The following is a 24,278-nucleotide window of genomic DNA, read 5'->3' as shown; positions in this document are numbered from 1 at the left end:
GCGCGCGGCAGGGCCGTAGGCTCGCTACATGGGTACGCCGCTGGGCAACTTCATCCGGGCCAAGCGCGACAGCATCCGGCCGCAGGATCTGGGGCTCCCGGTACACCAGCGGCGCCGCGCCCCGGGGCTACGACGTTCGGAGCTGGCCGGGCAGGCCGGCATCAGCGTCGAGTACCTCACCAGAATCGAGCAGGGCCGCGACCGCAACCCGTCGGCCTCCGTCGTCAACGCCATCGCCGACGCGCTCCGCCTCGACGCCGCGGAACGCACGCACCTGATGTACCTGGCCAAGATCACCGGCGGTGCGTGCGCAAGGCACACCCGGCCGGCGCCGCCCGACCGCAGCGTGCGACCAGCCGTCCGCCGGATCCTCGACCTTCTCGAGCCCGGCATCGCCTTCGTCACCAACCGAACCGGCGACGTGCTCGCCCACACCAGCGGGTTCGCCTTGATCATGCGCGACACCGGGTTGCTGGACGTCGAGGAGCCCAACCTCACCAGATATGTCTTCACGGATCCTCGGGCCAGGACCACCTTCGCCGACTGGGACCAGATCGCCGACGAGCAGGTGTTCAACCTGTGGCTCGGTCCGTCGACCGAAGCCTTCGAATGGTTCACGGCCGACTTCGCGACCGTCGCCGGCGCCGAGTTCACCCGGCGGCTCCACCACCACCTCCCACCGGCCCGAGTACCGCTGAGAATCAACCATCTGCAGTGGAACCGGGAGGTCCTCGAGCTGCCCGCCTCGGATGCCCAGCAGCTGATCGTTCTCCTGCCCGCGGACGAAGCGACCGCCGAGGCCGTCGACCGACTGCGCCAACACCCGCACCGCAACGTCCTCCGCGCGGTCTGACCCCAGGCGGCTACCTCGTTCCGTCGTCGACATCCGGCTGGCGCGCTGAGCCTCCTACGTGTTCGCGGATGCGGGTGCCTACGGATGCCCGCGATCATCAGTGCCTGACAGCCTGGTATGCCGGCCGCACCGAGCGGTCCGCTGGCGGGAGAGCGATGATGGGCAACGGGGCCGACGAGCAGAAACAGCGCGCAGTACGGTCCGCTCCCGAACTGACGTACGGCATCCTCGGATCACTCGAGGTGCTCCAGGGTGATCGGCCCCTCATCATCGGTGCCCGCAAACAACGGATCGTGCTGGCCATGCTCCTGTGCCGCGCGAACACGGCCGTGCCGGTCGGTGTGCTGCGCGACGCGCTGTGGGACGACGATCCGCCGCGAACCGCACAGAAGAACCTTCAGGTGTACGTGTCCGGGCTCCGCGGTCTGCTCGGTCAGCGGTCGGACGGCGCTCGGTGCGACGGGCCGTTGCGTCACCACCCGCACGGCTACTCGATTCAGGTCGGTCCGGACCAGCTCGACACCCTCCGGCAGGAGCGGCTCGCCCGCGCCGGTCAGCAGGCGATGCGCGACGGTACGTTGCAGCGGGCCGCCGACGCGCTCGGGCAGGCCGTCCGCTTGTGGCGCGGTCCCCTCCTGCCGGACCTGGCGACGGTGCCGGAGGTGGCCGCCGAGGCCGACCGGCTGCAGGCACGGCACCTGGCCGTCCTGGAGGACTGGGCGGAGGTCAACCTCGCGCTGGGACGGCACGGTGACGTCGTGGACGCGCTCGACCAACCGTCGCGGGAGCAACCGTTCCGGGAGCGGCTGCGGCGCGCCCAGTTGCTGGCGCTGTACCGGTCCGGCCGGCACACCGAGGCGTTCGCCCAGTACGAGGCGATGCGTCAGCAGCTCTCCCGGGAGCTGGGGCTGCCGCCGAGTCCGGTGCTCGCCGCTCAGTACGAGTCGATGCTGCGTGGCGACGTGAACGCCCAGGTGCCGGAGACCGCGCCGGCGGTCGCCGCGCCCATGCCGAGCGTCCCGGCCGGCCGCGTCAACGTGCCCTTCGACACCCCCGACTTCACCGGGCGCGACCACGAGACCGACGTCCTGCTCGGGGCGCTTACCGCTGGTCGGGACACCGTGGCGGTGGTGAGCGGCGCCGCGGGGGTGGGCAAGACGGCGTTCGCGGTGCACTGCGCGCACCGGCTCGCCAGCCGGTTTCCCGACGGCCGGATCATGGTCTCGCTCCGCGCACCCGACGGCGGACCGCGCCTGGTTCCGGAGGTGCTCGGCGAGCTGCTGCGTGAGATCGGCGTGGCCGATCCGGTGCCGGAATCGCCGCGCGACCGGGCTCGGCTGTTCCGGTCGGTGACCGCCCGGCACAGGATGCTGGTGATCCTGGACGATGTGGTCACGGAGTTCCAGGTGCGGTCGTTGCTGGCGGCGGCCGGGGGTGGAGCGGTCGTGGTCAACAGCCGGCGACGGCTGGACGGCGTAGCGTCGGCGGTGCGGATCGGCCTGGAGCCGCTGCCCGATGCGGAGGCCTTGGAGCTGCTCGGCCGGCTGGTCGGACCGGATCGGGTGACGGCGCAGCCGGCGGCCGCCCGGCGGCTCCTCGCCAGTTGTCGTGGGTTGCCGCTGGCGCTGCGGATCGTCGGCGGGAAGCTCAACGGGCTTCGGCACCTCCCGCTGGACCGGTACGCGGACCGGCTGGCGGACGGCCGGGCGTTGCTCAGCGAGTTGACGGCCGGCGACGCCGACCTGCGGGCTCGCCTCTCCGTCTGGTACCACGATCTGCGGCCCGACGATCGTGCGACCCTGCGGCTGCTGGCGGCGTCGGCCGAGCCGGGTGCCTCGGTGTCGAACGTCGCCTGTGGACTCGGCGTCGAGCTCGCACAGGCCGAGTCCGCACTCGAGCGCCTCGCCGCGGAGCACTTCGTCGAGGTGCGACCGGCCGAGGTCGAAGCACACGACGGGCAGGCGTCGCCGCATTTCGTCCTGCCGCCGCTGGTCCGGTCCTTCGTCCGCGACCTGAGCCGCCAGGACGCCTGAGCCGGCACCGCGCCGGGGCGATGCTCACGCCACCCGGGCGAACTCCAACGTCCGGGCGAGTTCCGCCGGCGCCGGTGCGGCCGCGCGCCGCGACCGGCGGACGGCCCGGAACGCCGGTGGCGCGCACACCAGCACGGCCGCCAGCGCACTGAGCTGCAATACCCACAACGCCGGCCGGATGCCGACGAACTCACCGATCGTGCCGCCGGCGACCGCACCCAGCAGCCCGGAGGCGGCACCCGCCACCTGGAGCGCGGCCAGGACGCGGCCCAGGGCGCCCTCGTCGACGTCGGCGACGATGACGGGCCCGAGCGCGACGTTGGCCACCGCCGCGAAGAGCGCCGGCAGGCCGACGCCGACCGTGGCCAGCCCGGCGGCCAACAGGATCGGCCCGCCCGCCGCCGGCAGCAGGACACCGGCGAGCGCGGCGGCACCGCTCGACGCCAGCAGGACGGCCCGGGGATCCGAGCGGCCGGCGAGCAGCCGTCCGGCGAGCACCGAACCGGCCAGACCCGCCAACCCCGACACCATGAACAACCACCCGTACGCCTGGGGCGGCATCAGTACCACCCGCAGCAGGAACGGCGCGGTGAGCGCGGCGGCTCCCGCAAGCGCGGCGCCGGGAAGGAGCAGCGCCATGAGCACCGCCCGCAGCGCCGGGTCACCGAAGCAGAACCGCAGCCCGGTCGTCATTTCGCGCAGCACGGCCCCGAACCCGGCCGCGGGCCCGGGCGCGGCCGGCCGAAGCCGTCGTGCCACCGGCGTCATGCACACCAGCGCGGTGGCGCTCAGCAGGTAACTGACTCCGTCGACCGCCAGCGCGGCCGCCGGACCGAGCACCACGACGGTCGGGCCGGCGAGGAGCCGGCCGATGATGCCCGCCGCGTACTGGCCGGCCTGCAGTCGGGCCCGCACCGTGCCGAGCTGTGCGTCATCGACCAGCTGCCGCAGGTGTATGAAGTACACCGCCTCCAGCAGGATCCCGACGCAGCCCTGTGCGGCGCAGAGGGCCACCAGCCAGCCGATCGAGGCGGCGTCCAGGGCGACACCCACCGTGATCGCGGCGACGGCCGTCGCCGACAGCGTGTCGAGCAGGATGAGGGCGCGGCGTGGTCGCGCGATCCGGTCGGCGACGACACCGGCCGGCAACCCGAGCAGCAACATCGGCAGCACGGCCGCCGCGCTGATCAGGCCGATCTGCCCCGCGGAGGCGTCGAAGTGGACCACCGCGACGATCGGCAGCGTGATCCCGGTGAAGGCCGTGCCGAGCGCCGATGCGGTGTGCCCCCACCAGTACAGCCGGACGTCGGCGGAGCCGCCCCGGCGACGTCGATGCTGCCCGGGGCGTTGCCGGTGCCGCCCAGGGCGCACGTCACCTCCCCGCCGTCGCGGGCAGGGCCGCGACCGACGGCGCCGGCCGACCTCGGGCGTCGATCAGCTCATCCACGGTGAACAGTGCGTCCGGCCGTGGGTCGAGCACGTGGGTCAGCCCCAGCAGCACGCCGGCCGACCCGCTCCACAACTCCGCGCTGAACCGCAGCAGCTGGTCGCCGAGAATGCGGACGCCGGTCTCGTGCGGTACGGCGTACTTGAACAGGGCCCGGGCCGCCCGCAGCGCGGCGTCCTGCGCCGAACCGTCACCGGTGAGCAGGGCGTGGTCGGCGAGGGTGAACGCGAAACCGGCCAGCCCCTGCAAGAGCCCGGGCATCACGGTGTACGTCAGGTGGACCGGCGCCAGCAGGCGGGGCAGCGCGATCGCCAGGCGCTCGTCGGCGACGGCACGCAGGACGCGGGTCACCGCGAAGGCGGTGCCGGCCGAGCCGGCGAACAGGTACGGCATGATGCGCCGGTCCGTCACGGACGCGGGGAACATCAGGCCGGACGTGTCGCCGTCGACCGCCCGGTCGAGTTCGGCGTGCAGCAGCCGGACCGCCCGCGCGAGGTAGCGGCCGTCACCGGTGACGCCGGCCAGTTGCTGCAGCATCAACGCGACGCCGGAGCGGCCGTGCATCAGCCCGGTGGCGTCGTCCGCGCCGAGGTGGTCGGTAAGCGCCTCGTCGGATGGCAGCGCGGCGGCAAGCGCGCAGGCCCGTTCGAGGTGGTGTTCGTCACCGGTGCGCCAGTACAGCGACAGGTGGGTCTGCGCCACACCGGCGGCGCCGGCGAAGATCGTGGCGCAGCTACCGGTGAGTGGATGGCGGTCGGCGACCGCGAGGAGCTCTCGCGCCTCGTCGAGGCGGCCGGTAGCGGCCAGCACCTGCGCGATGCCGGCCAGGCCGGCGAAAAGCCCGGGGCCGAGTTCGCCGGCCTGGCGCAGGGCGTCCCGGCACAACCGCTCGATGAGGCCGTCCGGCAGCGCACGGCCGGCCCGGTGCAGCGCGTGGACCACGCCGGCGGTGCCGTATGCCACGCACACCGTGTTGGACTGGTGCCCCTGGGGGATGGTGGGGAACACGCGGCGCTCGTCCGTCAGATCGGCCATGGCGACGAGAGCGTCCGCGACGCCCTCGCGCAGCGCGGTCAGGTGACCGACCGGGTCGGCCGCCACCTGCGCGGGCGTCGGCAGGCGCGGATCGTTGCGGGGGACGTGATGGCTGGTGGCGCGCTGCCAGAGCACCGGCGGCACGGGCGCGACGTCGCTCAGATCGTGGTGCAGGTGCGCCAGCGCATCCGGGTTGCGGTCCACGACGAGTTGCAGGGGGCCGAGGCACTGCTGGGCCAGCCGGGACAGCCCGAAGAGGTCGTGCTCGCGGGGATCGTCGCGCACGATGCTTTCCGGCGGCAGGAACCCAGGCGTGACCCCTGCGACGAAGGAGGCACCGATCCGCTGGGCGGAGCCGAAGTCCACGAGCCGGGCGGTGTCGTCGCCGTCGACCATGACGTTGGTCGGGCTCATGTCCACGAAGAGGTAACCGATCGCGTGCAGCCGCCGGATCGCCTGTTCCACCTGGGCCAGGACCGTCGCGCAGCGCTCGTAGAAGTGGGCGAACTCGGCCGCGGTCGCGCCGGCCCGCACCAGCGGCGTCCGCCGGACCATCCACGGCCCCAGTGACTCGCCGGGAATGTGCTCCATCACCAGGAATTCGTGCTTCCACTGGGAGAAGTGGGCGATCGGCTCCGGCGCCAGCCCCGGTGCCAGGCGGTGCAGCGTGGTCAGGATGTCGTACTCGGCCCGGAGCTGCTCGATCGCGGACGGACCGTCCTCACGCAACCCGACGTGGGGCCGCGCCTCCTTGCATACGACGCGCCGGCCGGTGGCCGACTCCCGGCCGAGGTAGATGCCGCCGGCGTTGGTGAACCGGATTGCCGACTCGATGCGGAAGCCGTTGAGGTCGGCCGCCGGTGGCGGCTCGACGGTCTCGGTGTGGAAGGGATCGGAGATGCCCGGCGGCAGGTGGAAGGACACGCCGCGACGATCATTGACGAGGTTCCCGTGACCGTCGCGGGTGAGCAGCGCGAGCGTGCCGTCGGCTTGGTGGCGCACCCGCCTGGTGAACGCGCCGTAACGGTAGAACACGACGTTCGAGTCCTGAAACGGCCGATCCGAGAGGATGAAAGGGCCGTCCTCGCCGGCCAGTGCCGCGTGCAGCGCGGTCATGAGCTGCCGCGCCGCGGCCACGTCGACCGGGTACGCCGCGATGAACTTGCCGCTCTGTGCCCGGTTCGCGTGCTTCGCCTGCTGCCCGAAGTAGCCGGCGCTCGTCGCGAGGTGCTTGAATGCGACACCCTGCGCGAAGCACAGCGCCGCGGCGGTATCCAAGACGTGCTGGATCCGCTCTGCCCGCGCGGAGACATGCACCTTCCACCCGTCGTCCGGCTGAGCTTCCCGCTCCGGCCGGTGCCAGCTCCGCCACACGCCGGACCGGACGTCGATCCATCCGCCGGGGATGCGCGCCGGCCGCAGCACGTCGCCGTCGTCGCCGTCGTCGTCCGGCGGAGCGTAGAACTCCCGGTCCGCCCCGGCGAACTCCATCGGAAATCTCATGGCATCTCCATCTGAGCCTGAAGTGGACCGGTGAATCGCCCGGCCGGGCGGAGCATGCGCCGCCGGGCCGGGCGATTGCCTAGAACGGTTTCTGGCAGCTCGCCGAGAGGCTCATCAAGCTGCAACTCGCGTGGCCCTCGACGTCCTGTTCGCCCTCGGGCCCGCTCTCGGTCGGCTGTTCCTGCAGGGAAAGGACCGTCCGTGCGTGCATCGTCATGCTCTGGCTCCTTCTTGTGACTACCTGCCGAGGCTTCCGGCAGGGGCGGCGGGCGCGTTGGACGGGGGGACCGACGCACCCGCCTCTCGACTGCTCAGACCGGCAGCTGGCAGCTGTTGACCAGGACGCTGAGGGTGCTGATGTGACCCTCGACGTCGCCTTCGCCCTCGGGCCCGGTCTCGGCCTGCTGCTGCTGCAGGGACAGCACGATCCGCGCGTTCATCGTCATTGCCAGACTCCTTCGGTTCGGTGCGGAACCGGGGTGCTCCGCTGTGCCCCGAACGCTAGGTAGCCGTATGCAAGGAACGGTTGCGCACGGGTATGGCGGCGGTATGACCGCTGCGTGCCGGGGGTGTACCGAGCGCCGCGGACCTGCGCCGCGGACCTCGCGGCGGGCCGGGCACTCGCCTGGGCTGCGGTCATACCGCATTCGATCCGCAAGGCAGCCCCCACCCGGCTCGGCCCGGCGAGACTGCACCGGTCCGCGTACGCATGGATGGCCTATCACAGGGGGAACCGTGGAGCTTGCTGAGCCTGTGGACGGAGGCGATGGCATGAGCAGTAGCACCGAACCGGCCGGCGGCGAAGGGCTCACCTGGCGGCTGATCGAGGAGGACCAGCCCGATCTGGCCGTCGTCGCCCACGGACAACCGGCCACACCGGAGTGGGCCTGGGGTGGCGCGTCGGGGGCCGGGGTCCGGGTATGCGTCGTCGACTCTGGCGTGGAGCCCTGCCATCGGCTCGTCGGACCGGTCGCCGGCTCCTGGTCCGTCGTCTACACGGGCAGCGGATACAAGGTAGAGCCGGTCGACGCCGAAGACGCCTGCGGCCACGGCACGGCCTGCGCCGGGGTCATCCGCCGCATGGCACCCGACTGCGAGATCTTCAGCGTCAGGGTGCTGGGCGCCAACCGGACCTGCACCGGCGACCGCCTGCTCGCCGGCCTGCGGTGGGCGATACAGCAGAACTTCGACGTGATCAACCTGAGCCTGTCCACTACCAGAACGCGGTACGTCGACGAGCTGCGCGCACTCGCGGACGAGGCTTACTTCCGACGGATCGCGGTCGTGGCTTCGGCACACAACGTACCGGTGGAGAGTTTTCCCTGGCGGTTCTCCTCAGTCATCTCGGTGGGCAGCCATCACCAGGAGGACCAGCCGGACCTGTTCCTCTACAACCAGCGGCCTCCGGTCGAGTTCTTCGCTCCGGGGCAGAACGTCGAATTGGCGTGGCCGGGCGGGGGGAGCATCCGTGCCAGCGGGAACAGTTTCGCCGCACCGTTCATCTCCGGGCTCTGCGCGCGTATTCTCTCCAAGCATCCGAGGCTGACCACGTTCCAACTCAAGAACGTCCTGTACCTGACCGCGGCCAACGTCGAATTCGGCGGCGTCGAAGGCAAGGTCGGACAGCCGGCGCAGCAAAGGTAACGTTCCGACCCGTGCAGGTCCTTTCCTGCTGAACGATGGTCTCGGGGGTACTGCGGTGGAGTTCGCGCGGCTGGGCGGCAGTGGGCTGAGGGTGAGTCGCGTCGGGCTGGGATGCATGAGCTACGGCGATGCCGCGGCCGGCATGCACCGGTGGACCCTCGACGAGGATGCCGCGGCGCCGTTCTTCCGGCAGGCCGTCGAGCTGGGGGTGACGTTCTGGGATACCGCGAACGTCTACCAGGGCGGCACGTCGGAGGAGTTCGTCGGGCGGGCGATCACCCGGTTCTCCCGCCGGGAGGAGATCGTGCTGGCCACCAAGGTCAGCGGGAGGATGCACGACGGCCCGGGTGGCGGCGGCCTGTCCCGCAAAGCCGTCCTCGAGCAGGTCGACGCGTCGCTGCGGCGGCTCGGCACCGACTACATCGACGTCTACTACATCCACCGCTTCGACGCCGAGACGCCGGTCGAGGAGACCATGCGGGTGCTCGACGACCTGGTCCGGGCCGGCAAGGTGCGCTATCTCGGCGCGTCGTCCATGTGGGCCTGGCAGTTCGCCAAGCTGCAGCATGCCGCCGTGGTGAACGGGTGGACCACCTTCACGGCGATGCAGGATCAGTACAACGTGCTCAAGCGCGAGGAGGAGCGGGAGATGATCCCGACCTGCCTCGACCAGGGCGTCGGGCTGACCCCCTACTCGCCGCTGGCGAAGGGCCGGGCCGCCCGGCCGTGGGGCGGGCAGACGGCCCGGTCGTCGTCCGACAACGTCGCCACGGCGTTCGACCGCGACGTCGACGAGGCGGTGGTCGGCGCGATTCAGCGGGTCGCCGAGGGTCGCGGCGTCGCGATGGCGCAGGTGGCGTTGGCCTGGGTGCTGTCCAAGCCGGTCGTCGCCTGCCCGATCGTGGGCGCCACCAGACCGAACCACCTGCAGGACGCGGTTGCCGCTCTCGCGCTCGATCTCACCGATGACGAGATCGCCGAGCTGGAGACTCCCTATCGGCCGCAGGAGAACTACTGGTGGTGAGCGCCGCGACGATCCGCCGTGCGGCCTGTGCCGGCGTGAGGTGCGTGGTGTCGACGACCTCGGCCTCGCCGTGCAGCCACGTGCGGGCCGCCTCGGCGTAGGGCTCGAGGTACTGGAGGCGGAACGGTGAGGGCACGACGGACGCGCCCTCGATGCGGCCGCGGAGGGTGTCCTGGTCGGCGTGCAGGACGAAGTGCCGGACCGGGATGGCGTGCCCGGCGAGGCCCCGGCTGATCTCGCGCCAGTACTGCTCGACCAGGACGGTCATGGGCATCACCAGGGTGCCGCCGGTGTAGTCGAGCACCCGCCGGGCGGTCTCGACGACCAGCGGCCGCCACGGCGGCCAGTGCTGGAAGTTGTCCGTGGCGGGCAGCCCCGGCGTGATGTCCATGAGCATCGCGCCGACGTTCTCGGCGTCGAACACCCGCGAATCGGGGAGCAGCCGCTGCACGAGCCCGGCCGTCGTGGTCTTGCCCGCGCCGTGGGTACCGTTGATCCACACGATCATGTGTCCAGAGGCTAGCGAGGTCACGCATCCCGGAGCCGCAGGGCGAGCGCCCCGGCCAGCACCGCCGCGCCCGCGTACGCGGCGAGCACGCCGATGCCGGCCCACGGGCCGATGTGCGCGGTCGTGAAGTCCCGCGTCGTCTGGATGCTGAGCCCCGCGTCCATCGGCGAGTACCGGTGGATGCGGTGCTGCCAGCGCGGATCGGAGATCAGCAGGGCGAGCATCGGCGAGCCGTACAGCAGCATGAGCACGGTGGTGACCGCGCCGGCCGTGTCTCGGATCAGCAGGCCGACGCCGACGCCGAGCACGCCGACCAGGCACAGGTAGAGCACGCTGCCGGCGGCGGCCCGCAGCGTCAGGTGGTCGCCGAGGGACAGCGGCGGGTAGCCGTTCGCGGCCGTGAAGCCGTTGCCGGGCAGTACCGCCCGGGCGGCGAGCATCGTGCCGAGCACGCCCGCGGCGCCGGCCAGCGCCGCGGCCGCCGTGACGACGGCCAGCTTGGCCGCCAGCACGTTCGTCCGGCGCGGCACGGCCGCGAGCGTCACCTTGATCATTTTGGTGCCGTACTCGGTGGTCACCGTCAGGACCGCGAGGATGACGATCGCCGCCTGGCCGAGGCGGACCCCGACCAGGCTGATCTTCGTGAGGTCCTCGTGGCACAGCGGCGCCTGGCACTCCCGGACCTGCAGGGTCGCCGCGGCCGCGTAGCCGACCGCGACCGTGAGCCCGACCGCGGCCAGCAGCAGCCAGCCGGTGCTCGGCAGGGTCCGCAGCTTCGTCCACTCGGCGTGCAGGGCCCGGCCCATGCCGGGCCCCTGCTTCGCGCGCTCCCGGACCTGAACCGACGCGCCGCTCATGCGTCGCGCCGGCGCAGCAGGAGCCAGGCGAGCAGAAGCCCGCCACCCGCGTACACCCAGGCGACCGTGAGGCCGGTCCACGGGCCGATCATCGACCACGGCTCGACCAGGGTGTCGCTCGGCGGCTTGGCGCGCTGGGTGGCGAAGCCACCGGCGAGCGTGACGTGCATGAGCCAGCGCGCGGGCGCGGCCTGCAGCAGGGAGCCGACGATGACCGGCAGGATCACCAGCACGATGACGGTCGTGATGGCGGCGGCGCTCCGGCGCATGATCGTGCCCATGGCGAGGCTGAACACCGCGACGGCGGTCATGAACGCGGCCGTGAGCAGCAGCGCCCGGACGACGGCCGGATCGGTCAGGGACTCCTGCGCGAAGGCGGGCGGCGCGAAGCCGTGCTCGCGCAGGATCGGCTGGGCGATCAGGAACGCGGCGATCGCGGCGGCCAGGCCGACCACGTAGGTGACGGCGCCCAGCACGAGGGCCTTCGCGGCGAGCACCCGGCCACGACGCGGGCTGGCCAGGAACGTGGTGCGGATCATCCCGAGCCGGTACTCCGACGTCGCGAACAGCACGCTGACCGCGATCAGCGCCATGAGGCCCGCCAGCACACCGAACAGCGAGATCTGCACCATGTCGTCCGGCGGGACCTCAGGACCGATCTTGCCCGTGCCCGTGATGGTGTAGGTGCCGTTCGCCTCCGTCATACCGCCTTGCGGCCCTTCGTCGCCCTTGCGCGGCTCGCCCACGGGCTCCGGCGGCGCGGGCATGGCCAGCACGTCGGCGCGCCACGGCCCGGTCGAGGTGGAGAGCTGGACGTTGTCGAAGGTGGCGACGGCCTTGCCGGCGTGTCCGCCGACCGAGGTGCCGCCGGCCTGGCGCAGCAGCCGCATCTCGGGCTCGGCCGACACGAACATGCCGATCTCGGCGTCGCGCGGCAGCCCGGGCACGGTCAGCTCGCCGATCCTGCGCCAGTTCGTTCCGTCGGCCGACTCGTACCCGGTGATCAACTCACCGCTGCGGGTCAGCCGCAGCCAGCGCGGCCCGCCGCCCGTCTCGCCGGCCAGGTCGGTCTTGTAGTTGGACTGCATGCGTACGCCGTGTGCCGGGGTGAGCAGCACCGATGCGTACGCCGAGCCGGTGCGCGTGCCGTCCTTGATGATGACGCCCGCGCCGCCCCACGGCCCGACCGGCAGCAGCGAGGAGCCGGCCAGTCCGCCGGAGGCCTGACGCTCGGCCGGCGGCTTGCCCAGCGAGGCCACCCGCACGGTGATCGAGCCGTCGCCGGCGATCGGCTGGTGGACGAACTCCATGCCGTCGGTGACCGCGGTGCCGTCCGGCCCGACCACGAAGTTCGGTCGCTCGTTGACGTCGGTCGACCCGCCGTTCGCGGCGAGCACGCTGACCCCGACGGTCAGCGCGGCGACGCCGAACAGGGTGATCACCCATCGGCGCACCGAGCGCAGCTTGGTCCACTCGGCGAGCAGCAGCCGCCCGAAGCTCTCTCCCGGCGCGGTCATCGCCCCTCCTCCTCGGTGACGCTGAACTCGACCGCGTCGCGGGTGAGCTCCATGTACGCCTCCTCCAGCGAGGCCCGGTGCGACCGCAGCTCGGAGAACGGCAGGCCGGCCTCGGTGAGCAGGGCGGCGGTCCGCTCGCCGGTGATGCCCTCGACGGTCAGGATCTCCGCGTCGATCGCGGCGACGGTGCCGCCCGCGTTGGCGAGCAGGGACATCGCGTCGGCGCGCCGGGAGGTGCGCACGTCGACGCGGTCCTTGGAGGCCGCGGCGATCAGCTTGGACACGCTGGTGTCGGCGATGAGCCGGCCGCGGCCGATGACGATCAGGTGGTCGGCGGTGTCCTGCAGCTCGCTCATCAGGTGGCTCGACACGAAGACCACCCGGCCCTCCGCCGCCAGCGAACGCATCAGGCCCCGGATCCAGACGATGCCGTCCGGGTCGAGGCCGTTCACCGGCTCGTCGAACATCAGCACGGGCGGGTCGCCGAGCAGCGCCGCGGCGATGCCCAGCCGCTGCTGCATGCCCAGCGAGTAGCCGCCGGCCCGGCGGCCCGCGGCCGAGGCGAGCCCGACCTGGTCGAGGACCTCGCCGACCCGCCTGCGCGGGATCCCGTTGCTGTGCGCGAGCCAGAGCAGGTGGTCGCGGGCCTTGCGGCCGGGGTGCACCGCGGCGGCGTCCAGCAGTGCGCCGACCTGGAGCAGCGGGGTGCGCAGGGACCGGTACGGCCGCCCGTCGATGAGCGCGTCGCCCTCGTCCGGCGCGTCGAGGCCGAGGATGATCCGCATGGTGGTGGACTTGCCGGCGCCGTTGGGCCCGACGAATCCCGTCACCTCGCCCGGGCGGACGGTGAAGCTCAGCCCGTCGACGGCGACGGTGCCGCGGAAGTGCTTGCGCACGCCGCGTACCTCGATGGTTGGTGGCATGGTCAACAGGCTAGGAGCCGGACGGGGCCGCGGTCGTCACGCTGCGGAGCGGTCCTGGGCTCCCCCGCGCGGGGGAGCCCAGGCCCCCTGCGCCGGGGGACGACGCCGCGCCGGGTGGCGGTCACAATGATTGATGTGCGGCCCAACCAGGAAAACCCCTACTGGCCGTACCTGTTCGCCGCCGTGCTCGGCTGCGCCGCGCTCGTCGAGGTGGCCGTCCGCGAGGGCGGGCAGCCGCTGACCCGGCCGCTCGGCCCCCTGCTGGCCCTGGCCGCGACGGCGCCGATCGCGCTCGTGCGGGCGACGCCCGTGGTGTCGGCCGTGCTGGTCGCGGCGGTGTGCCTGCTGAGCCCGCTGATCGGCTACCCGCCCCCGGTCGCCGCGCTGGTCGCGCTCGGTGTCGCCTGCTACGTCCTCGGGCGGCGGGGCCACGCCCGGGCGGCCGGCGTGCTGATCGTGCCGTTCGTGGCCTACGCCGCCGCGCCCGGCACCGCCATGGCGGCCGGCGGGCGTACACCGTCCATCGCCATGCTGGCGGTGACCGCCGTCGCGGCGGTCGCCGGCACCGCCCGGCGGGCCGGCGCGGCCGCCGCCCGGCACGAGGCCACCGACCGGGCCATCGCCGACACCCTGATGGAGCACGTGGCCCGGGGTGAGCGGGCCCGCATCGCCCGGGAGCTGCACGACGTCGTGGCACACCACATCTCGATGATCGCGGTGCAGTCCGACGCCGCCCGGCTGACCACCCCGGGCATGCCGGCCGAGGGCGCCCGGCGGCTCGTCGCGATCGGCGAGACCGCCCGGGCCGCGCTGACCGAGATGCGCCGCCTGCTCGGCGTCCTGCGCGAGGACGCCGGCGGCGAGGTCACCCGCCGGCCGCAGCCCGGCCTGCAGCAGCTCAACGAGCTGCTGGACGAGGCGCGCGACCTGTCGGCCGGCAGCACCCGGCTGATCGTGCACGGCGGCGTCGTGCCGCTGGACCCGGGCGTCGAGCTGGTGGCGTACCGGATCGTGCAGGAGGCGCTGACCAACGCGCGCCGGCACGCGGCCGGTGCCGCGGTCGACGTCGAGCTGCACTACCGGCCCGGCAGCCTGCTGCTGCGGGTACGCGACAATGGTCCCGGGCCGCCGCCCGCCGGCCGGGCGCCCGGCCCGGGCGGGCACGGCCTGACCGGCATGCGCGAGCGGGCCGCCATGGTCGGCGGCCGCCTCAGCGCGGGGCCGGCGCCGATCGGCGGCTTCCTCATCGAGGCCGTCCTGCCCACCGGGAACGAGGAATGAGCCCGATCCGGATCGTCGTCGTCGACGACCATGACGTGGTGCGCACGGCGTTCGCGGCCCTGCTCGCCACGCAGGCCGACTTCAGCGTGGTCGCGACCGCGCTCGACGGCGAGGACGCGGTCGCGGTGTGCCGGGAGCACCGCCCGGACCTGGTGCTCATGGACGTCCGGATGCCGGTGCTCGATGGGATCGAGGCCACTCGCCGCATCCTGGACGAAGCCGGCGAGCACGGGCCCCGCATCCTCATCCTCACCACGTTCGACCTGGACGAACACGTCTACGACGCGCTGGCCGCCGGCGCGAGCGGCTTCCTGCTCAAGGACGTCACCGCCGAGCGGTTGTTCGACGCGATGCGGGTGGTGGCGTCCGGCGAGGCGCTGCTCGCGCCGGCCATCACCCGGCGGCTGGTCGAGGAGTTCGCCCGGCTGCGCCGGCCGCGGCGCGCGCCGGACGGTGCGGGCCTGGGCGCGCTGACGCCCCGGGAGACCGAGGTGCTGTGTCTGATCGCCGAGGGGCTCTCGAACCCGGAGATCGCGGCCCGCCTCGTGGTCGGCGAGGAGACGGTGAAGACGCACGTGAGCCGGGTGCTGGGCAAGCTCGGGCTCCGGGACCGGACGCAGGCCGTCGTCGTCGCGTACGAGTCGGGCCTGGTCGTGCCCGGGCGACGCGGACCCGCGGCGACCGGCTGACCGGCCCGGAACCTGGCCTACGGACCGTCCTGAGCGGCGCGGCCCTTGGCCGCGGCCTCCGGATCGTCCCAGGGCTGCGGCACATAGGGCACCGCATTACCCCAACCCCATTTCGGTACGGGCGCGTGCGCGATCACCTCGACGCCCGGCTGGCTGTTGAACAGGGCGATCCGCGAGCCCCACTCGAGATAGGACAGGAACGCCTGGCGCACGTCCGGGTCGTCGGGCAGCAGCACCTCGTCGGCCGTGCGGGCCAGCCGGCTCACCCAGCGCTGCCGCTGCTCCTCGGTCAGGGCGCGGCCACGGTGCGCCGCCACCATGTGCTCGTAGCCGCCGTGGTGCGCGGTGTACTCGGCCGGCCCGCCGAAGGTCTCGCCCAGCCAGGCGGCCACGTGCCTGGGATGTTCGGGGTCCATCCCGCGGAAGACCGGCTCGAGCAGGTCGTCGGGCTCGTTCAGGATGCCGTCGTAGAACGCGGTGGTCAGCCGCTCGAGCGCCGCGCGGCCGCCCAGCCAGGCGTACACCGTCGGGGTGTTCTCCAGTTCGGGCGGCAGCGGGTCCCGGAAGCCGGCGTAGCGGTGCGAGCCGTCGCAGAACGGCTTGGTGCCGGAGTGCCCGCACCGGCACAGCCGCTGCCGTCCGCGCGCGGCGTAGGGCTCGCCGTCCGCGCCGACCAGGCGGATCGCCCCGCACACCCGGTACGGGCCGTCCGCCGTCGCCGTGATCGACGGCGGGCCGTCGGCGGGCGCGTCGCCGCCGCGCTCGGCCGTCTCCGGCCCGGTCCAGCCCTTGAGCCCGTGCGTCGAGTCGCAGAACGGTTTGTTGCGCGACCCGCCGCACCGGCACAGGTGCCAGATCCCCTCGGCGCGCAGCTCGTTGCCGTCGGTGTCCCGGATCGACACCTCACCCTCGACCCGGTACGGCCCGTCCTCGGTGACCCGAATGGACGGCGTAATCATGTAATCACCATTACGCGAGGGTACAACAGCCCGGCTACACGTCGTCGAGCCGGAAACCGACCTTCATCGTGACCTGGACGTGCCCGATCTCGCCGTTCTCCAGGTGACCGCGGATCTCCTTCACCTCGAACCATTCGAGGTGGTGCAGGGTCTGCGAAGCCCGCTTGACGGCGTTGCGGATCGCCGCGTCGACACCGTCGTGCGAGCTGCCGACGATCTCGGTGACGCGGTAGGTGTGCTCGCTCATCTCGTTCCCTCCGAAAGGCGGTACTGGATGACGCATCGCCCATCATTATGGCTCCACGGCCTTCCCCAAAGGCCACACACGGGCCGGACCGGGGACATAGCGTCGCCCTTGTGACGGCGGATGATCCCGTACCCGGAAGGACGCTGCGCCAGATCTGGCGCTGGCCGGTGCGGTGGCTGCTGGCCGTGGGTTTCGGGATCGCCGCGGCGGGGCTGATCCTGGTCGCGGTCAGCTCGTACGCCCGGATCGGCTCGCTGGTCACCGACCAGGTGCCGGTGGCGCGCGCCAACGAGGTGATGCACCGCGTCGACATCCTCCGGTCCGACGTCCAGGACGCCGAGCGCGGCCAGCGCGGCTATCTCATCACCGGCCAGGAGGCGTACCTGGAGCCGTACCGCCGGGTGGTCGACGACATCGACGACGGCGTGGCGCACCTGCGGCAGCTCACCGCCGGCAACCCCGAACAACAGCGGCTCCTGTCCGACCTGGACCTGATCCTGAACGACAAGCTGACCGAGATGAACCAGACGATCTCGCTCCGGCGCGAGCGGGGTTTCGAGGCCGCGCAGGAGGTGGTGCTCACCCAGCGCGGCGCCCGGGCGATGACCCAGATCGAGATGGTGCTGCAGGAGATGCACGCCTATCAGGACCACCAGCTGCAGCAGCTGCAACGGATCAGCGCCGAGCGCGCGGAGAGCACCCAGCACCTGATCCTGTGGACGTCCCTGCTGAGCCTGCTGGTCGTCGCGGGCGTCGGGTACACGGTGACCCGCGCCGTGAGTGTCCCCGTGCGCCGGGTGACGACCGCGGCCCGGCGGATCATCAACGGTGACTTGGCCGAGCGGGTCGACGTGACGGGTCCGGCGGACCTCGCGGAGATGGCCACCCTGGTCAACACCTCGATGGAGGTGATGGCGTCGGCCCGGGACGAGGCGGTGGCGGCCACCGCCGCGAAATCGTCCTTCCTGGCGACGATGAGCCACGAGATCCGGACGCCGATGAACGGCGTCATCGGCCTGGTCGCGCTGCTGCTGCGCACCGACCTGGACGACACCCAGCGCCGGTACGCCGAGAGCATCCGCGCCGCCGGCCGGGCCCTGGTCGCGGTGATCAGCGACATCCTCGACTTCTCCAAGATCGACGCGGGCGCGCTGGTGCTCGACGAGACCGACCTCAACCTCGGCAGCATCGTCGAGGACGTGCTCGACATGGTCGCCGAGACCGCGCGGGTGAAGAAGCTGGAGCTGATCGGCCAGTGCCACCACGACGTGCCGCAGTGGCTGCGCGGCGACCCGGTGCGGGTACGCCAGATCCTGCTGAACTTCACCACCAACGCCATCAAGTTCACCGACCGCGGCGAGGTCTCCGTCGTCGTCCGCACGGCACCGGGGTCGCCGCCCGCGCCCGCCGGGCCGGTCGTCGTCCGGTTGCAGGTCAGCGACACCGGGATCGGCATCAGCCAGGAGCTGCACGACCGGCTGTTCGACGCGTTCACCCAGGCGGACGTCTCCACCACCCGCCGGTACGGCGGCAGCGGCCTGGGCCTGGCGATCTGCCGGGAGCTGGTCACGGCGATGGGCGGCGAGATCGGCGTGGACAGCGAGCCGGGGCGGGGCAGCACCTTCTGGTGCGACATCCCGCTGAAGCGGGACTCGTCCGCGCGGGCCCCGCAGGCGCACCTGGCCAGCCTCGCGGGGCTGCGGGTGCTGGTGGCCGACGACAACGCCACCACCCGGGAGGTCCTCGAGGAGCAGCTCACCAGCTGGGAGATGGTGACCACGGCGGTCGACTCCGGCGAGCAGACGGTCGAGCGGCTGTGGCAGGCGTCGATCGCCGGGCGGCCGTACGATGTCGCCCTGATCGACCAGGTCATGCCCGACGGCGACGGCGCGGAGCTGGCCGCCCGGATCCGGGAGCACCCCGGCATCCCGCCGCTTCCGGTCGTGTTGCTGAGCAGCGAGACCGTGCCGCCCGAGCGGCTGCGGGAGGTGGGCATCGCCGCCGAGGTCCGCAAGCCGGTGCAGCAGTCCGCGCTCTTCAACTGCCTGATCGACATCGCCGTCGACGACGTGCCGGCGACGGAACCCGCCGCCGCCGCTCCTCCGCCCCCGCCGCAACCGCCGGCGCGGGGCCGGGTGCTGCTGGTCGAGGACAACGCCACCAACCAGATCGTCGCCGCCGGGGTCCTCGCCCACCTCGGGTTCGAGGTGGACATCGCCGCCGACGGGGTGCAGGCCCTCGACCGCGGCGCGGAACGCTCCTACCTCGCCGTCCTGATGGACTGCCAGATGCCGCGGATGGACGGATACGAGGCGACGCGCCGATGGCGCGAGCGCGAGGAGTCGGCCGCCGCGCCCGGCGAGCCGCCGGCCCGTACGCCGATCATCGCGATGACCGCGGCCGCGCTGAAGGAGGACCGCGAGCGGTGCCTCGCCGCCGGGATGGACGACTACCTCAGCAAGCCGTTCGAGCCCGACGACCTGGCCGCCGTCCTCTCTCGATGGCTGGACCCGGAGCCGGAGCCCGCATCGGACCCGCCCGCGGACCCGATCGCCCATCGCCTTGCCGACCTGCGCCGCTATGCGCCGCCCGAGACCATCACGAACCTGATCACCGCGTTCCTGGACGAGGCGCCGGGCCAGCTCGCCGACCTCGACCTCGCCGTCGCCGCGGGCGACGCCGACGCCGTCCGGTTCGCCGCGCACAGCCTCAAGGGCGCCGCGTCGAACCTCGGCGCCGCCGCGATGGCGTCGGCCTGCGACCTCCTCGAGGTCTCGGCGCTCAACCACGACCTGACCGGCGCACGCGACACCCTCGGCCGCCTGCACATCGAATTCGCCGACGTCCGAGGAAAGCTCAAATCAGCCTAAAGAGCTATAAAACGGCGTACATTCATCGTTACGCGTCTCGAGATGGGAACTTGCGATGAGCACTGTCCTCGTCGTCGATGACCAGAGAGCCAACCGTGAGCTGGTCCGCGACATCCTGACCTACCGCGGGCACACGGTCATCGAGGCGCACGAGGGCGGCGAGGCGCTCGGGCTGGCACATGCCCGGCACCCGGACCTGGTCCTCACCGACGTGCTCATGCCCGGCATGGACGGCTATCAGCTCGCGCAGGAGCTCCGCGCGGCCCCCGACACCGCCGACACCCCCATCGTCTTCCTCACCGCCAACTACCTGCCCGCCGAGGCGCAGCCGGTCGCCGAGGCCTGCGGCGTCGCCGGCGTACTGCTGAAGTCCACCGACCCGCAGACCCTGCTGCGCACCGTCGACGAGGCGATCGCCGGCGCCGCGGAGCCACACACCCGCTTCGACCCCGACAACGCCGCCCGGGCGCGCCGGCGCGCCGTCGACGCGAAGCTGCTCGAACGCACCAACGTGCTCGCCGAGACCGCGGCCCGCTTCCAGCTGATGGCCGACCACTCCCCCGTCGGCACCGTGTTCGGCGACCGGCACGGCCACGCCAACTACGTCAACGGCCGCTTCGTCGCCATCATGGGCCTGCCCGCCGACGAACTGCTCGGCCTGCGCTGGCTGCGCTGCGTCACCCCCGACCGGCGCGAGGCCATCCTCTCCGTCGTCGAAGGCCGCGGGCCGACCGGCGCGCAACACCAGTTCCGCGGCCAGGTCACCCTGCCCGACAACCGCCGGCGCTGGCTGCACGTCAACGTCCAGTCGATCCCGGACAGCGCCGCGCACGGCTTCATCGCCACCGTCGACGACATCACCACCGCCGTCGAGGCCGAGCGACAGCAGCAGGCGACCGAGCGCAAGCGCTACGTCGACGCCCGCATCCAGGCCGCGCAGCGCCTGGAGGGCCTGAGCCGCCTGGCCGGCGGGGTCGCACACGACTTCAACAACATCCTCGGCGCGATGCTCGGCTTCGAGGGCCTGATCACCGACACCGTCACCGAGCTCACCGAGGCGGGCCGGCTGCCGGCCGAGACCGGCAGCATGCTGCTCAACGACCTCGCGCAGATCCGCAAGGGCGGCCGCCGGGCCACCGACCTGACCCAGCAGCTGCTGACGTTCGGCAGCCGCAAGCAGCTGTCGGTCACCCCCATGGACCTCAACGAGGCGATCCGCGAATCCAACGACCTGCTGGCACCCAGCATCGGCCGGCAGATCGGGGTCATCACCCACCTGACCCCGGACCTGCGCCCGATCCTCGCCGAACCCGTCGACATCGGCCAGATCCTGCTCAACCTCACCATGAACGCCCGCGACGCGATGCCCGCCGGCGGAACCCTCACCATCGTCACGTCCACCGTGGACCTCAGCGGCGAGGACAACCCCGAGACCGGCCTCCCGCCCGGCCGCTACGCCCGGCTCTCCCTGCACGACACCGGCGCCGGGATGACGCCCGAGATCCTCGACCGCGCCCTCGAGCCGTTCTTCACCACCAAACCCAAGGGCACCGGCGCCGGCCTCGGCCTCGCCACCACGTACGGCCTCGTCAACCAGCTCGGCGGCTCACTGCGCATCGAATCGGCCCCGGAGCGCGGCACGATGGTCACCATCCACCTGCCCACCACCGACCACGTGGTCGAGACCCCGCCACCGGCACCCAGCGCCCCGGCCTCGGGCGGCAACGAGACCATCCTGGTCGTCGACGACGAGGCCGGCATCCGCGAGACGGTCGCCCGCAACCTGACCCACGCCGGCTACACCGTCCTCACCGCCGCCGACGCCGACGAGGCCCTGACCCTGGCCGCCGACCAGGACACCATCGACCTGCTGCTCACCGACGTCGTCATGCCCGGCACAACCGGCCCCGACCTGGCCCGCCGCTTCGCCGCCGACCGCCCGTCCAGCCGGGTCCTGCTGATGTCCGGCTACGCCGAGGGCCTCATCGACCACCACGGAATGCTCCCACCGGGCACCACGCTGCTGTCCAAACCCTTCACCGCATCCCAGCTCCTCACCGCGGTCCGCACAGCCGTCCAATCCCGCCAACCGACATAACCTCCGCCGGCGCCGGGTCACGCTCTTCGACTCGTGCCGAATGATCCGCTGAGCCGCCCGACATCAACCGGCCGCAGGACCACGAGCGGGTCTTCGAGAGTCACCACCATGGCGAACGGAAACCGGTCGACCTCCAGACAGAGCGCGACATCGTCGGCATGCAGTCCGGGAAGGCCGCCCCGCACCCCGGCCGCCAGGTCAGCGGCGGCACGAGACCCAGCGGCACGACCGAGAAACCCGGCCGCACCGATCTCCGCGCCGCCCGCCCTGCCGGCGATGTATTGAGCGCACGCCAGATCCTCCTCGGCCCGCCCGTCGCCGCCGGTGACCACAAACGTGACATCGTCGCCGCCACGCGCCCGCAGCAGCCGCGCCGTCGCCCCTGCCACCACGAAACTGGCGCACACCAGCAACGACGCGCCCTTGGCCGCGTGCACGCCGACCGTCCCGTTGGTCGTCTTCTGCACCACCGTCCGCCCGGCAAGGTCAATCGACCTCAGCAACCCCGGCGAGTTGACCAGGTCGAACCCGGGCGCCGGCGGGCCGTCCTTGAGCGTGACCCACTCCGGATGGCGCGCCTTGAGCGCCAGGGCCTCCTCCAGCGAACCGGCAAGAACGACCTTCTCCGCCCCCTGAGCAAAGGCCCAGGCAGTGACCGTGAAGGCCCGCATGACATCGACCACGACAGCGACCGCCGGAACCTCAGTCATCCCACCAATGCCAACAAAGCGAGCACCCATCCGAAGATCATCTCGCATCCCCCACCCGCTTCCACGCCACCCCACGAGACCTCCAACACACCACGCCCCGCGCAGACCAGCACGTCCACGAGACCAACGCCGACGGCCCGCGCGACAACCACCCGGCCCTCAGGAACACGAAGGAGTTCCACGGCCGCAAGCCCGGCCGAGAGGCACACCCGGCCACTCGTCCACGACCCTGCGGAAAGCAGCCCCTCGTCGCAACCACCAGCCTCGACACCGGCGTCACCCTCCGCGACGTGCAGCTCGCGCCGTCACACCACCAAGCACCCAACAAACCGCCACACCGACGCCACCGACCTGCAATTCACTCCCTCCGCCACCCCGACACGCACACCACCAAGCACCCAACGACCCACACACCGACTCGCACGCCACCGCACGCCCAACAACCCACCACGCCAACCCGCATGCCACCGCACGCCCAACAACCCACCACGCCAACCCGCATGCCACCGCACGCCCAACAACCCACCACGCCAACCCGCACGCCACCGCACGCCCAACAACCCACCACGCCAACCCGCACGCCACCGCACGCCCAACAACCCCACCACGCCAACCGTGCGCGTCGCCCGGCTCTCGTTCACCAGCTCCCGCACGCCGCCGTGCGCCGAACGACCACGCCCGCCGAACCTCGACGCGCGCCTCAACCACACCCTCGGTTGCCGCACGGCCTCCGGACCGAAGTCTCCGCGCACGGCTTGGCCGACGAGGATGCATCCGTTCGGCCACCGGGGACTGCGGATCCTCGGTGTCGCCACCCCGGAAAAGCGTCTGCGTGCAACAAAAGCTCAATCGCAACTGGCTCCGGTTGTGGTTGCGTTGGGACTCACCGAGGCGGGTGGGGATCTTGCATTTCGCCGGTCTCCAACACCGGTCGATCTCGTCATTGGGTCCACCGACTGCCCAGGTTCCGCCGCAGCCTCCGATCCGTTGATCTTGACGTGGTTGGGTAGGTGCGGCGGGCGCCCGCTTGCCGGTGCGGTTCGGGATGCGGTGGCGCGATGTCGCCTACCTACCCACTCCCCCAGGATGGCCGCGCACGCGCACGGCGTGCTGCACCCGCGACGTGATGCATGACCGACGGACCCGCTCCGCGGGTGCGCCGCGGTCAACAAGCGCGTCTGGCCAGATTCCCCTTCCATCTGGCTGGCGAGCCGGCTCCGCAGCTGCGCCTTCGCCTGACAGACAGCGGCCTGGCTCGGCGCGGGCGTCCGGATGGACCCCACTCGACCGGCGATCCTGTCCGTCGAGCGCGCCTGGCAGGCGGCCTCTTGCGGCAGGCGCGCTCGGGAAGGTTTAGTCGCACATGACCGGGGATGCGTTCCGCGGGACTCAGCTGGGCGGGTTCTCGGGTCGGCGGCTCGGCGGTGTCGGCGCGCCTCAGTGGATTCGGCCTTGCCGGGGGACTCGATCTGGTTGCTGTCCCACAGATCGTGGCGGCACCTCAGATCGTGGCTGGGCGAGGCGGCGCGACCCGGGGCCGGGTGCAGACCCGGGGCCGGGCGCAGACCCGAGGCCGGGCGCAGACCCGAGGCCGGGCGCAGACCCGGTTCGATGTGGGCGAGGCCCGCCGGGCGGGTCGGTTGTGGGTGCTCCGGGTGCCGCTCGTCCGAGCCCGGCCTGGCGTGTTCCTCGTGTCGGCGGCTCAGCTGGCGCAGACGCCGAGCGTGGCGTTGCGTAAGGCCCCACGCGCGGTGTCGCTCGTGGTTGCGGCGGAACTCGTCGCGCTCGGGGGAATAGTTTCGGGATGCGGTGCGGTCACGCATGGCGGCCAGTTGGCTGCTGGTGAAGAATTGAAGCTGCCCCATGAACTTATTATCCCGATACGGCCAGCGCTTGTCCTTTCCGATCCGTTTTCGATCATGCCAACTTATGTCGGCACCGAACGCCAGAAGAATTGTCGGTGTGACGAAACTCGCACCACGATTGAGTTGGGAAGAGACGCTCCTGAATAGTCGCTTTTCAGGCGTGTCGAACAGTCAACTCACTCAATGTCGAAGCACCTTGCATTGAACAGAATCTT

The 24,278-nt window shown here is 72.0% G+C and carries 20 protein-coding genes; 9 read left to right on the top strand and 11 right to left on the bottom strand.

The features are described from left to right. Positions 1 to 28 precede the first annotated feature (28 nt). Both ACIBSW_RS19935 and ACIBSW_RS19930 read left to right on the top strand, forming a co-directional pair. Positions 29 to 853, top strand: coding sequence for a helix-turn-helix transcriptional regulator (locus tag ACIBSW_RS19935; protein WP_354730093.1), 825 nt, complete (start codon positions 29 to 31; stop codon positions 851 to 853). Between the two features lie 155 nt (positions 854 to 1,008). Beyond that, entirely contained in the window at positions 1,009 to 2,886 is a 1,878-nt protein-coding gene (locus ACIBSW_RS19930; protein WP_404799392.1) for a BTAD domain-containing putative transcriptional regulator, read from the top strand. Positions 2,887 to 2,910: 24 nt separating this feature from the next. Here ACIBSW_RS19930 and ACIBSW_RS19925 read toward each other — a convergent pair whose 3' ends face one another. From ACIBSW_RS19925 to ACIBSW_RS19910, 4 genes are all read right to left on the bottom strand, one after another. Continuing rightward, positions 2,911 to 4,257: an MFS transporter gene (locus ACIBSW_RS19925; RefSeq protein WP_354730097.1), complete on the bottom strand. Its 1,347-nt coding sequence runs from the start codon at positions 4,255 to 4,257 to the stop codon at positions 2,911 to 2,913. Position 4,258: 1 nt separating this feature from the next. Next, a complete protein-coding gene (lanKC, locus tag ACIBSW_RS19920) occupies positions 4,259 to 6,871 on the bottom strand; it encodes a class III lanthionine synthetase LanKC (protein WP_354730100.1) in 2,613 nt (870 codons plus the stop codon). A gap of 79 nt (positions 6,872 to 6,950) precedes the next feature. Further along, on the bottom strand, positions 6,951 to 7,088 hold the full coding sequence (locus tag ACIBSW_RS19915; protein ID WP_404799391.1) for a hypothetical protein: 138 nt from the start codon (positions 7,086 to 7,088) through the stop codon (positions 6,951 to 6,953). A gap of 94 nt (positions 7,089 to 7,182) precedes the next feature. Further along, positions 7,183 to 7,317: a hypothetical protein gene (locus tag ACIBSW_RS19910; RefSeq protein ID WP_354730102.1), complete on the bottom strand. Its 135-nt coding sequence runs from the start codon at positions 7,315 to 7,317 to the stop codon at positions 7,183 to 7,185. 289 nt (positions 7,318 to 7,606) lie between these two features. On the opposite strand from ACIBSW_RS19910, the gene ACIBSW_RS19905 reads away from it, so the two are divergent. Both ACIBSW_RS19905 and ACIBSW_RS19900 read left to right on the top strand, forming a co-directional pair. Continuing rightward, positions 7,607 to 8,515: a S8 family serine peptidase gene (locus tag ACIBSW_RS19905; protein ID WP_354730104.1), complete on the top strand. Its 909-nt coding sequence runs from the start codon at positions 7,607 to 7,609 to the stop codon at positions 8,513 to 8,515. A gap of 115 nt (positions 8,516 to 8,630) precedes the next feature. After that, the gene (locus ACIBSW_RS19900; RefSeq protein WP_354730106.1) at positions 8,631 to 9,539 is read left to right on the top strand and encodes an aldo/keto reductase; all 909 of its coding nucleotides are present in this window, start codon (positions 8,631 to 8,633) and stop codon (positions 9,537 to 9,539) included. On the opposite strand, the gene ACIBSW_RS19895 is transcribed toward ACIBSW_RS19900, so the two are convergent. Genes ACIBSW_RS19895 through ACIBSW_RS19880 form a run of 4 tightly spaced genes read right to left on the bottom strand, consistent with a single transcriptional unit; the run spans position 9,475 to position 13,344 of the window. Continuing rightward, positions 9,475 to 10,047 (bottom strand): ATP-binding protein, encoded by a 573-nt coding sequence (locus ACIBSW_RS19895; RefSeq protein ID WP_354730108.1) that lies wholly within the window; start codon positions 10,045 to 10,047, stop codon positions 9,475 to 9,477. The genes ACIBSW_RS19900 and ACIBSW_RS19895 overlap by 65 nt on opposite strands. Before the next feature lie 20 nt (positions 10,048 to 10,067). Beyond that, positions 10,068 to 10,904 carry an ABC transporter permease gene (locus tag ACIBSW_RS19890; RefSeq protein ID WP_404799390.1) on the bottom strand — a complete coding sequence of 279 codons (837 nt, stop codon included), beginning with the start codon at positions 10,902 to 10,904 and terminating at the stop codon, positions 10,068 to 10,070. Beyond that, on the bottom strand, positions 10,901 to 12,421 hold the full coding sequence (locus tag ACIBSW_RS19885; protein WP_354726436.1) for an ABC transporter permease subunit: 1,521 nt from the start codon (positions 12,419 to 12,421) through the stop codon (positions 10,901 to 10,903). The genes ACIBSW_RS19890 and ACIBSW_RS19885 overlap by 4 nt, the downstream gene beginning before the upstream one ends. Continuing rightward, the gene (locus tag ACIBSW_RS19880; RefSeq protein WP_354726438.1) at positions 12,418 to 13,344 is read right to left on the bottom strand and encodes an ATP-binding cassette domain-containing protein; all 927 of its coding nucleotides are present in this window, start codon (positions 13,342 to 13,344) and stop codon (positions 12,418 to 12,420) included. The genes ACIBSW_RS19885 and ACIBSW_RS19880 overlap by 4 nt, the downstream gene beginning before the upstream one ends. Positions 13,345 to 13,479: 135 nt before the next feature. Here ACIBSW_RS19880 and ACIBSW_RS19875 point away from each other — a divergent pair, with 135 nt between their 5' ends. Together ACIBSW_RS19875 and ACIBSW_RS19870 are read left to right on the top strand one after the other, a co-directional pair. Further along, positions 13,480 to 14,625: a sensor histidine kinase gene (locus ACIBSW_RS19875; protein ID WP_404799389.1), complete on the top strand. Its 1,146-nt coding sequence runs from the start codon at positions 13,480 to 13,482 to the stop codon at positions 14,623 to 14,625. Beyond that, positions 14,622 to 15,314, top strand: coding sequence for a response regulator transcription factor (locus ACIBSW_RS19870; protein ID WP_354730208.1), 693 nt, complete (start codon positions 14,622 to 14,624; stop codon positions 15,312 to 15,314). The genes ACIBSW_RS19875 and ACIBSW_RS19870 overlap by 4 nt, the downstream gene beginning before the upstream one ends. 17 nt (positions 15,315 to 15,331) lie before the next feature. Here the strand turns inward: ACIBSW_RS19870 and ACIBSW_RS19865 are convergent, their stop codons facing one another. Next, complete coding sequence (locus ACIBSW_RS19865; protein ID WP_354730206.1) at positions 15,332 to 16,273, bottom strand: CDGSH iron-sulfur domain-containing protein; 942 nt, start codon at positions 16,271 to 16,273, stop codon at positions 15,332 to 15,334. Positions 16,274 to 16,307: 34 nt separating this feature from the next. After that, positions 16,308 to 16,520, bottom strand: coding sequence for a dodecin (locus ACIBSW_RS19860; RefSeq protein WP_354730204.1), 213 nt, complete (start codon positions 16,518 to 16,520; stop codon positions 16,308 to 16,310). A gap of 110 nt (positions 16,521 to 16,630) precedes the next feature. Here ACIBSW_RS19860 and ACIBSW_RS19855 point away from each other — a divergent pair, with 110 nt between their 5' ends. Together ACIBSW_RS19855 and ACIBSW_RS19850 are read left to right on the top strand one after the other, a co-directional pair. Next, positions 16,631 to 19,390: a response regulator gene (locus tag ACIBSW_RS19855; protein WP_354730202.1), complete on the top strand. Its 2,760-nt coding sequence runs from the start codon at positions 16,631 to 16,633 to the stop codon at positions 19,388 to 19,390. Between the two features lie 55 nt (positions 19,391 to 19,445). After that, a complete protein-coding gene (locus ACIBSW_RS19850) occupies positions 19,446 to 21,488 on the top strand; it encodes a response regulator (protein WP_354730200.1) in 2,043 nt (680 codons plus the stop codon). A gap of 17 nt (positions 21,489 to 21,505) precedes the next feature. Here the strand turns inward: ACIBSW_RS19850 and ACIBSW_RS19845 are convergent, their stop codons facing one another. Next, complete coding sequence (locus ACIBSW_RS19845; RefSeq protein ID WP_354730198.1) at positions 21,506 to 22,198, bottom strand: 2-phosphosulfolactate phosphatase; 693 nt, start codon at positions 22,196 to 22,198, stop codon at positions 21,506 to 21,508. Between the two features lie 1,682 nt (positions 22,199 to 23,880). On the opposite strand from ACIBSW_RS19845, the gene ACIBSW_RS19840 reads away from it, so the two are divergent. Beyond that, the gene (locus ACIBSW_RS19840) at positions 23,881 to 24,210 is read left to right on the top strand and encodes a hypothetical protein (RefSeq protein WP_354730196.1); all 330 of its coding nucleotides are present in this window, start codon (positions 23,881 to 23,883) and stop codon (positions 24,208 to 24,210) included. Positions 24,211 to 24,278 lie beyond the last annotated feature (68 nt).

The organism is Actinoplanes sp. NPDC049668, from assembly GCF_044465445.1.
Classification (GTDB): domain Bacteria; phylum Actinomycetota; class Actinomycetes; order Mycobacteriales; family Micromonosporaceae; genus Actinoplanes.
This window is presented reverse-complemented; position numbering and strand designations above follow the sequence as displayed.

Excerpts from the sequence above, each read along its gene's own strand:
- ACIBSW_RS19935 (WP_354730093.1), top strand. The coding sequence starts at position 29 with ATGGGTACGCCGCTGGGCAACTTCATCCGGGCCAAGCGCGACAGCATC.
- ACIBSW_RS19930 (WP_404799392.1), top strand. The coding sequence starts at position 1,009 with ATGATGGGCAACGGGGCCGACGAGCAGAAACAGCGCGCAGTACGGTCC.
- lanKC (WP_354730100.1), bottom strand. The coding sequence starts at position 6,871 with ATGAGATTTCCGATGGAGTTCGCCGGGGCGGACCGGGAGTTCTACGCT.
- ACIBSW_RS19915 (WP_404799391.1), bottom strand. The coding sequence starts at position 7,088 with ATGACGATGCACGCACGGACGGTCCTTTCCCTGCAGGAACAGCCGACC.
- ACIBSW_RS19910 (WP_354730102.1), bottom strand. The coding sequence starts at position 7,317 with ATGACGATGAACGCGCGGATCGTGCTGTCCCTGCAGCAGCAGCAGGCC.
- ACIBSW_RS19900 (WP_354730106.1), top strand. The coding sequence starts at position 8,631 with ATGAGCTACGGCGATGCCGCGGCCGGCATGCACCGGTGGACCCTCGAC.
- ACIBSW_RS19895 (WP_354730108.1), bottom strand. The coding sequence starts at position 10,047 with ATGATCGTGTGGATCAACGGTACCCACGGCGCGGGCAAGACCACGACG.
- ACIBSW_RS19890 (WP_404799390.1), bottom strand. The coding sequence starts at position 10,904 with ATGAGCGGCGCGTCGGTTCAGGTCCGGGAGCGCGCGAAGCAGGGGCCC.
- ACIBSW_RS19885 (WP_354726436.1), bottom strand. The coding sequence starts at position 12,421 with ATGACCGCGCCGGGAGAGAGCTTCGGGCGGCTGCTGCTCGCCGAGTGG.
- ACIBSW_RS19880 (WP_354726438.1), bottom strand. The coding sequence starts at position 13,344 with ATGCCACCAACCATCGAGGTACGCGGCGTGCGCAAGCACTTCCGCGGC.
- ACIBSW_RS19870 (WP_354730208.1), top strand. The coding sequence starts at position 14,622 with ATGAGCCCGATCCGGATCGTCGTCGTCGACGACCATGACGTGGTGCGC.
- ACIBSW_RS19865 (WP_354730206.1), bottom strand. The coding sequence starts at position 16,273 with ATGATTACGCCGTCCATTCGGGTCACCGAGGACGGGCCGTACCGGGTC.
- ACIBSW_RS19860 (WP_354730204.1), bottom strand. The coding sequence starts at position 16,520 with ATGAGCGAGCACACCTACCGCGTCACCGAGATCGTCGGCAGCTCGCAC.
- ACIBSW_RS19850 (WP_354730200.1), top strand. The coding sequence starts at position 19,446 with ATGAGCACTGTCCTCGTCGTCGATGACCAGAGAGCCAACCGTGAGCTG.
- ACIBSW_RS19845 (WP_354730198.1), bottom strand. The coding sequence starts at position 22,198 with ATGACTGAGGTTCCGGCGGTCGCTGTCGTGGTCGATGTCATGCGGGCC.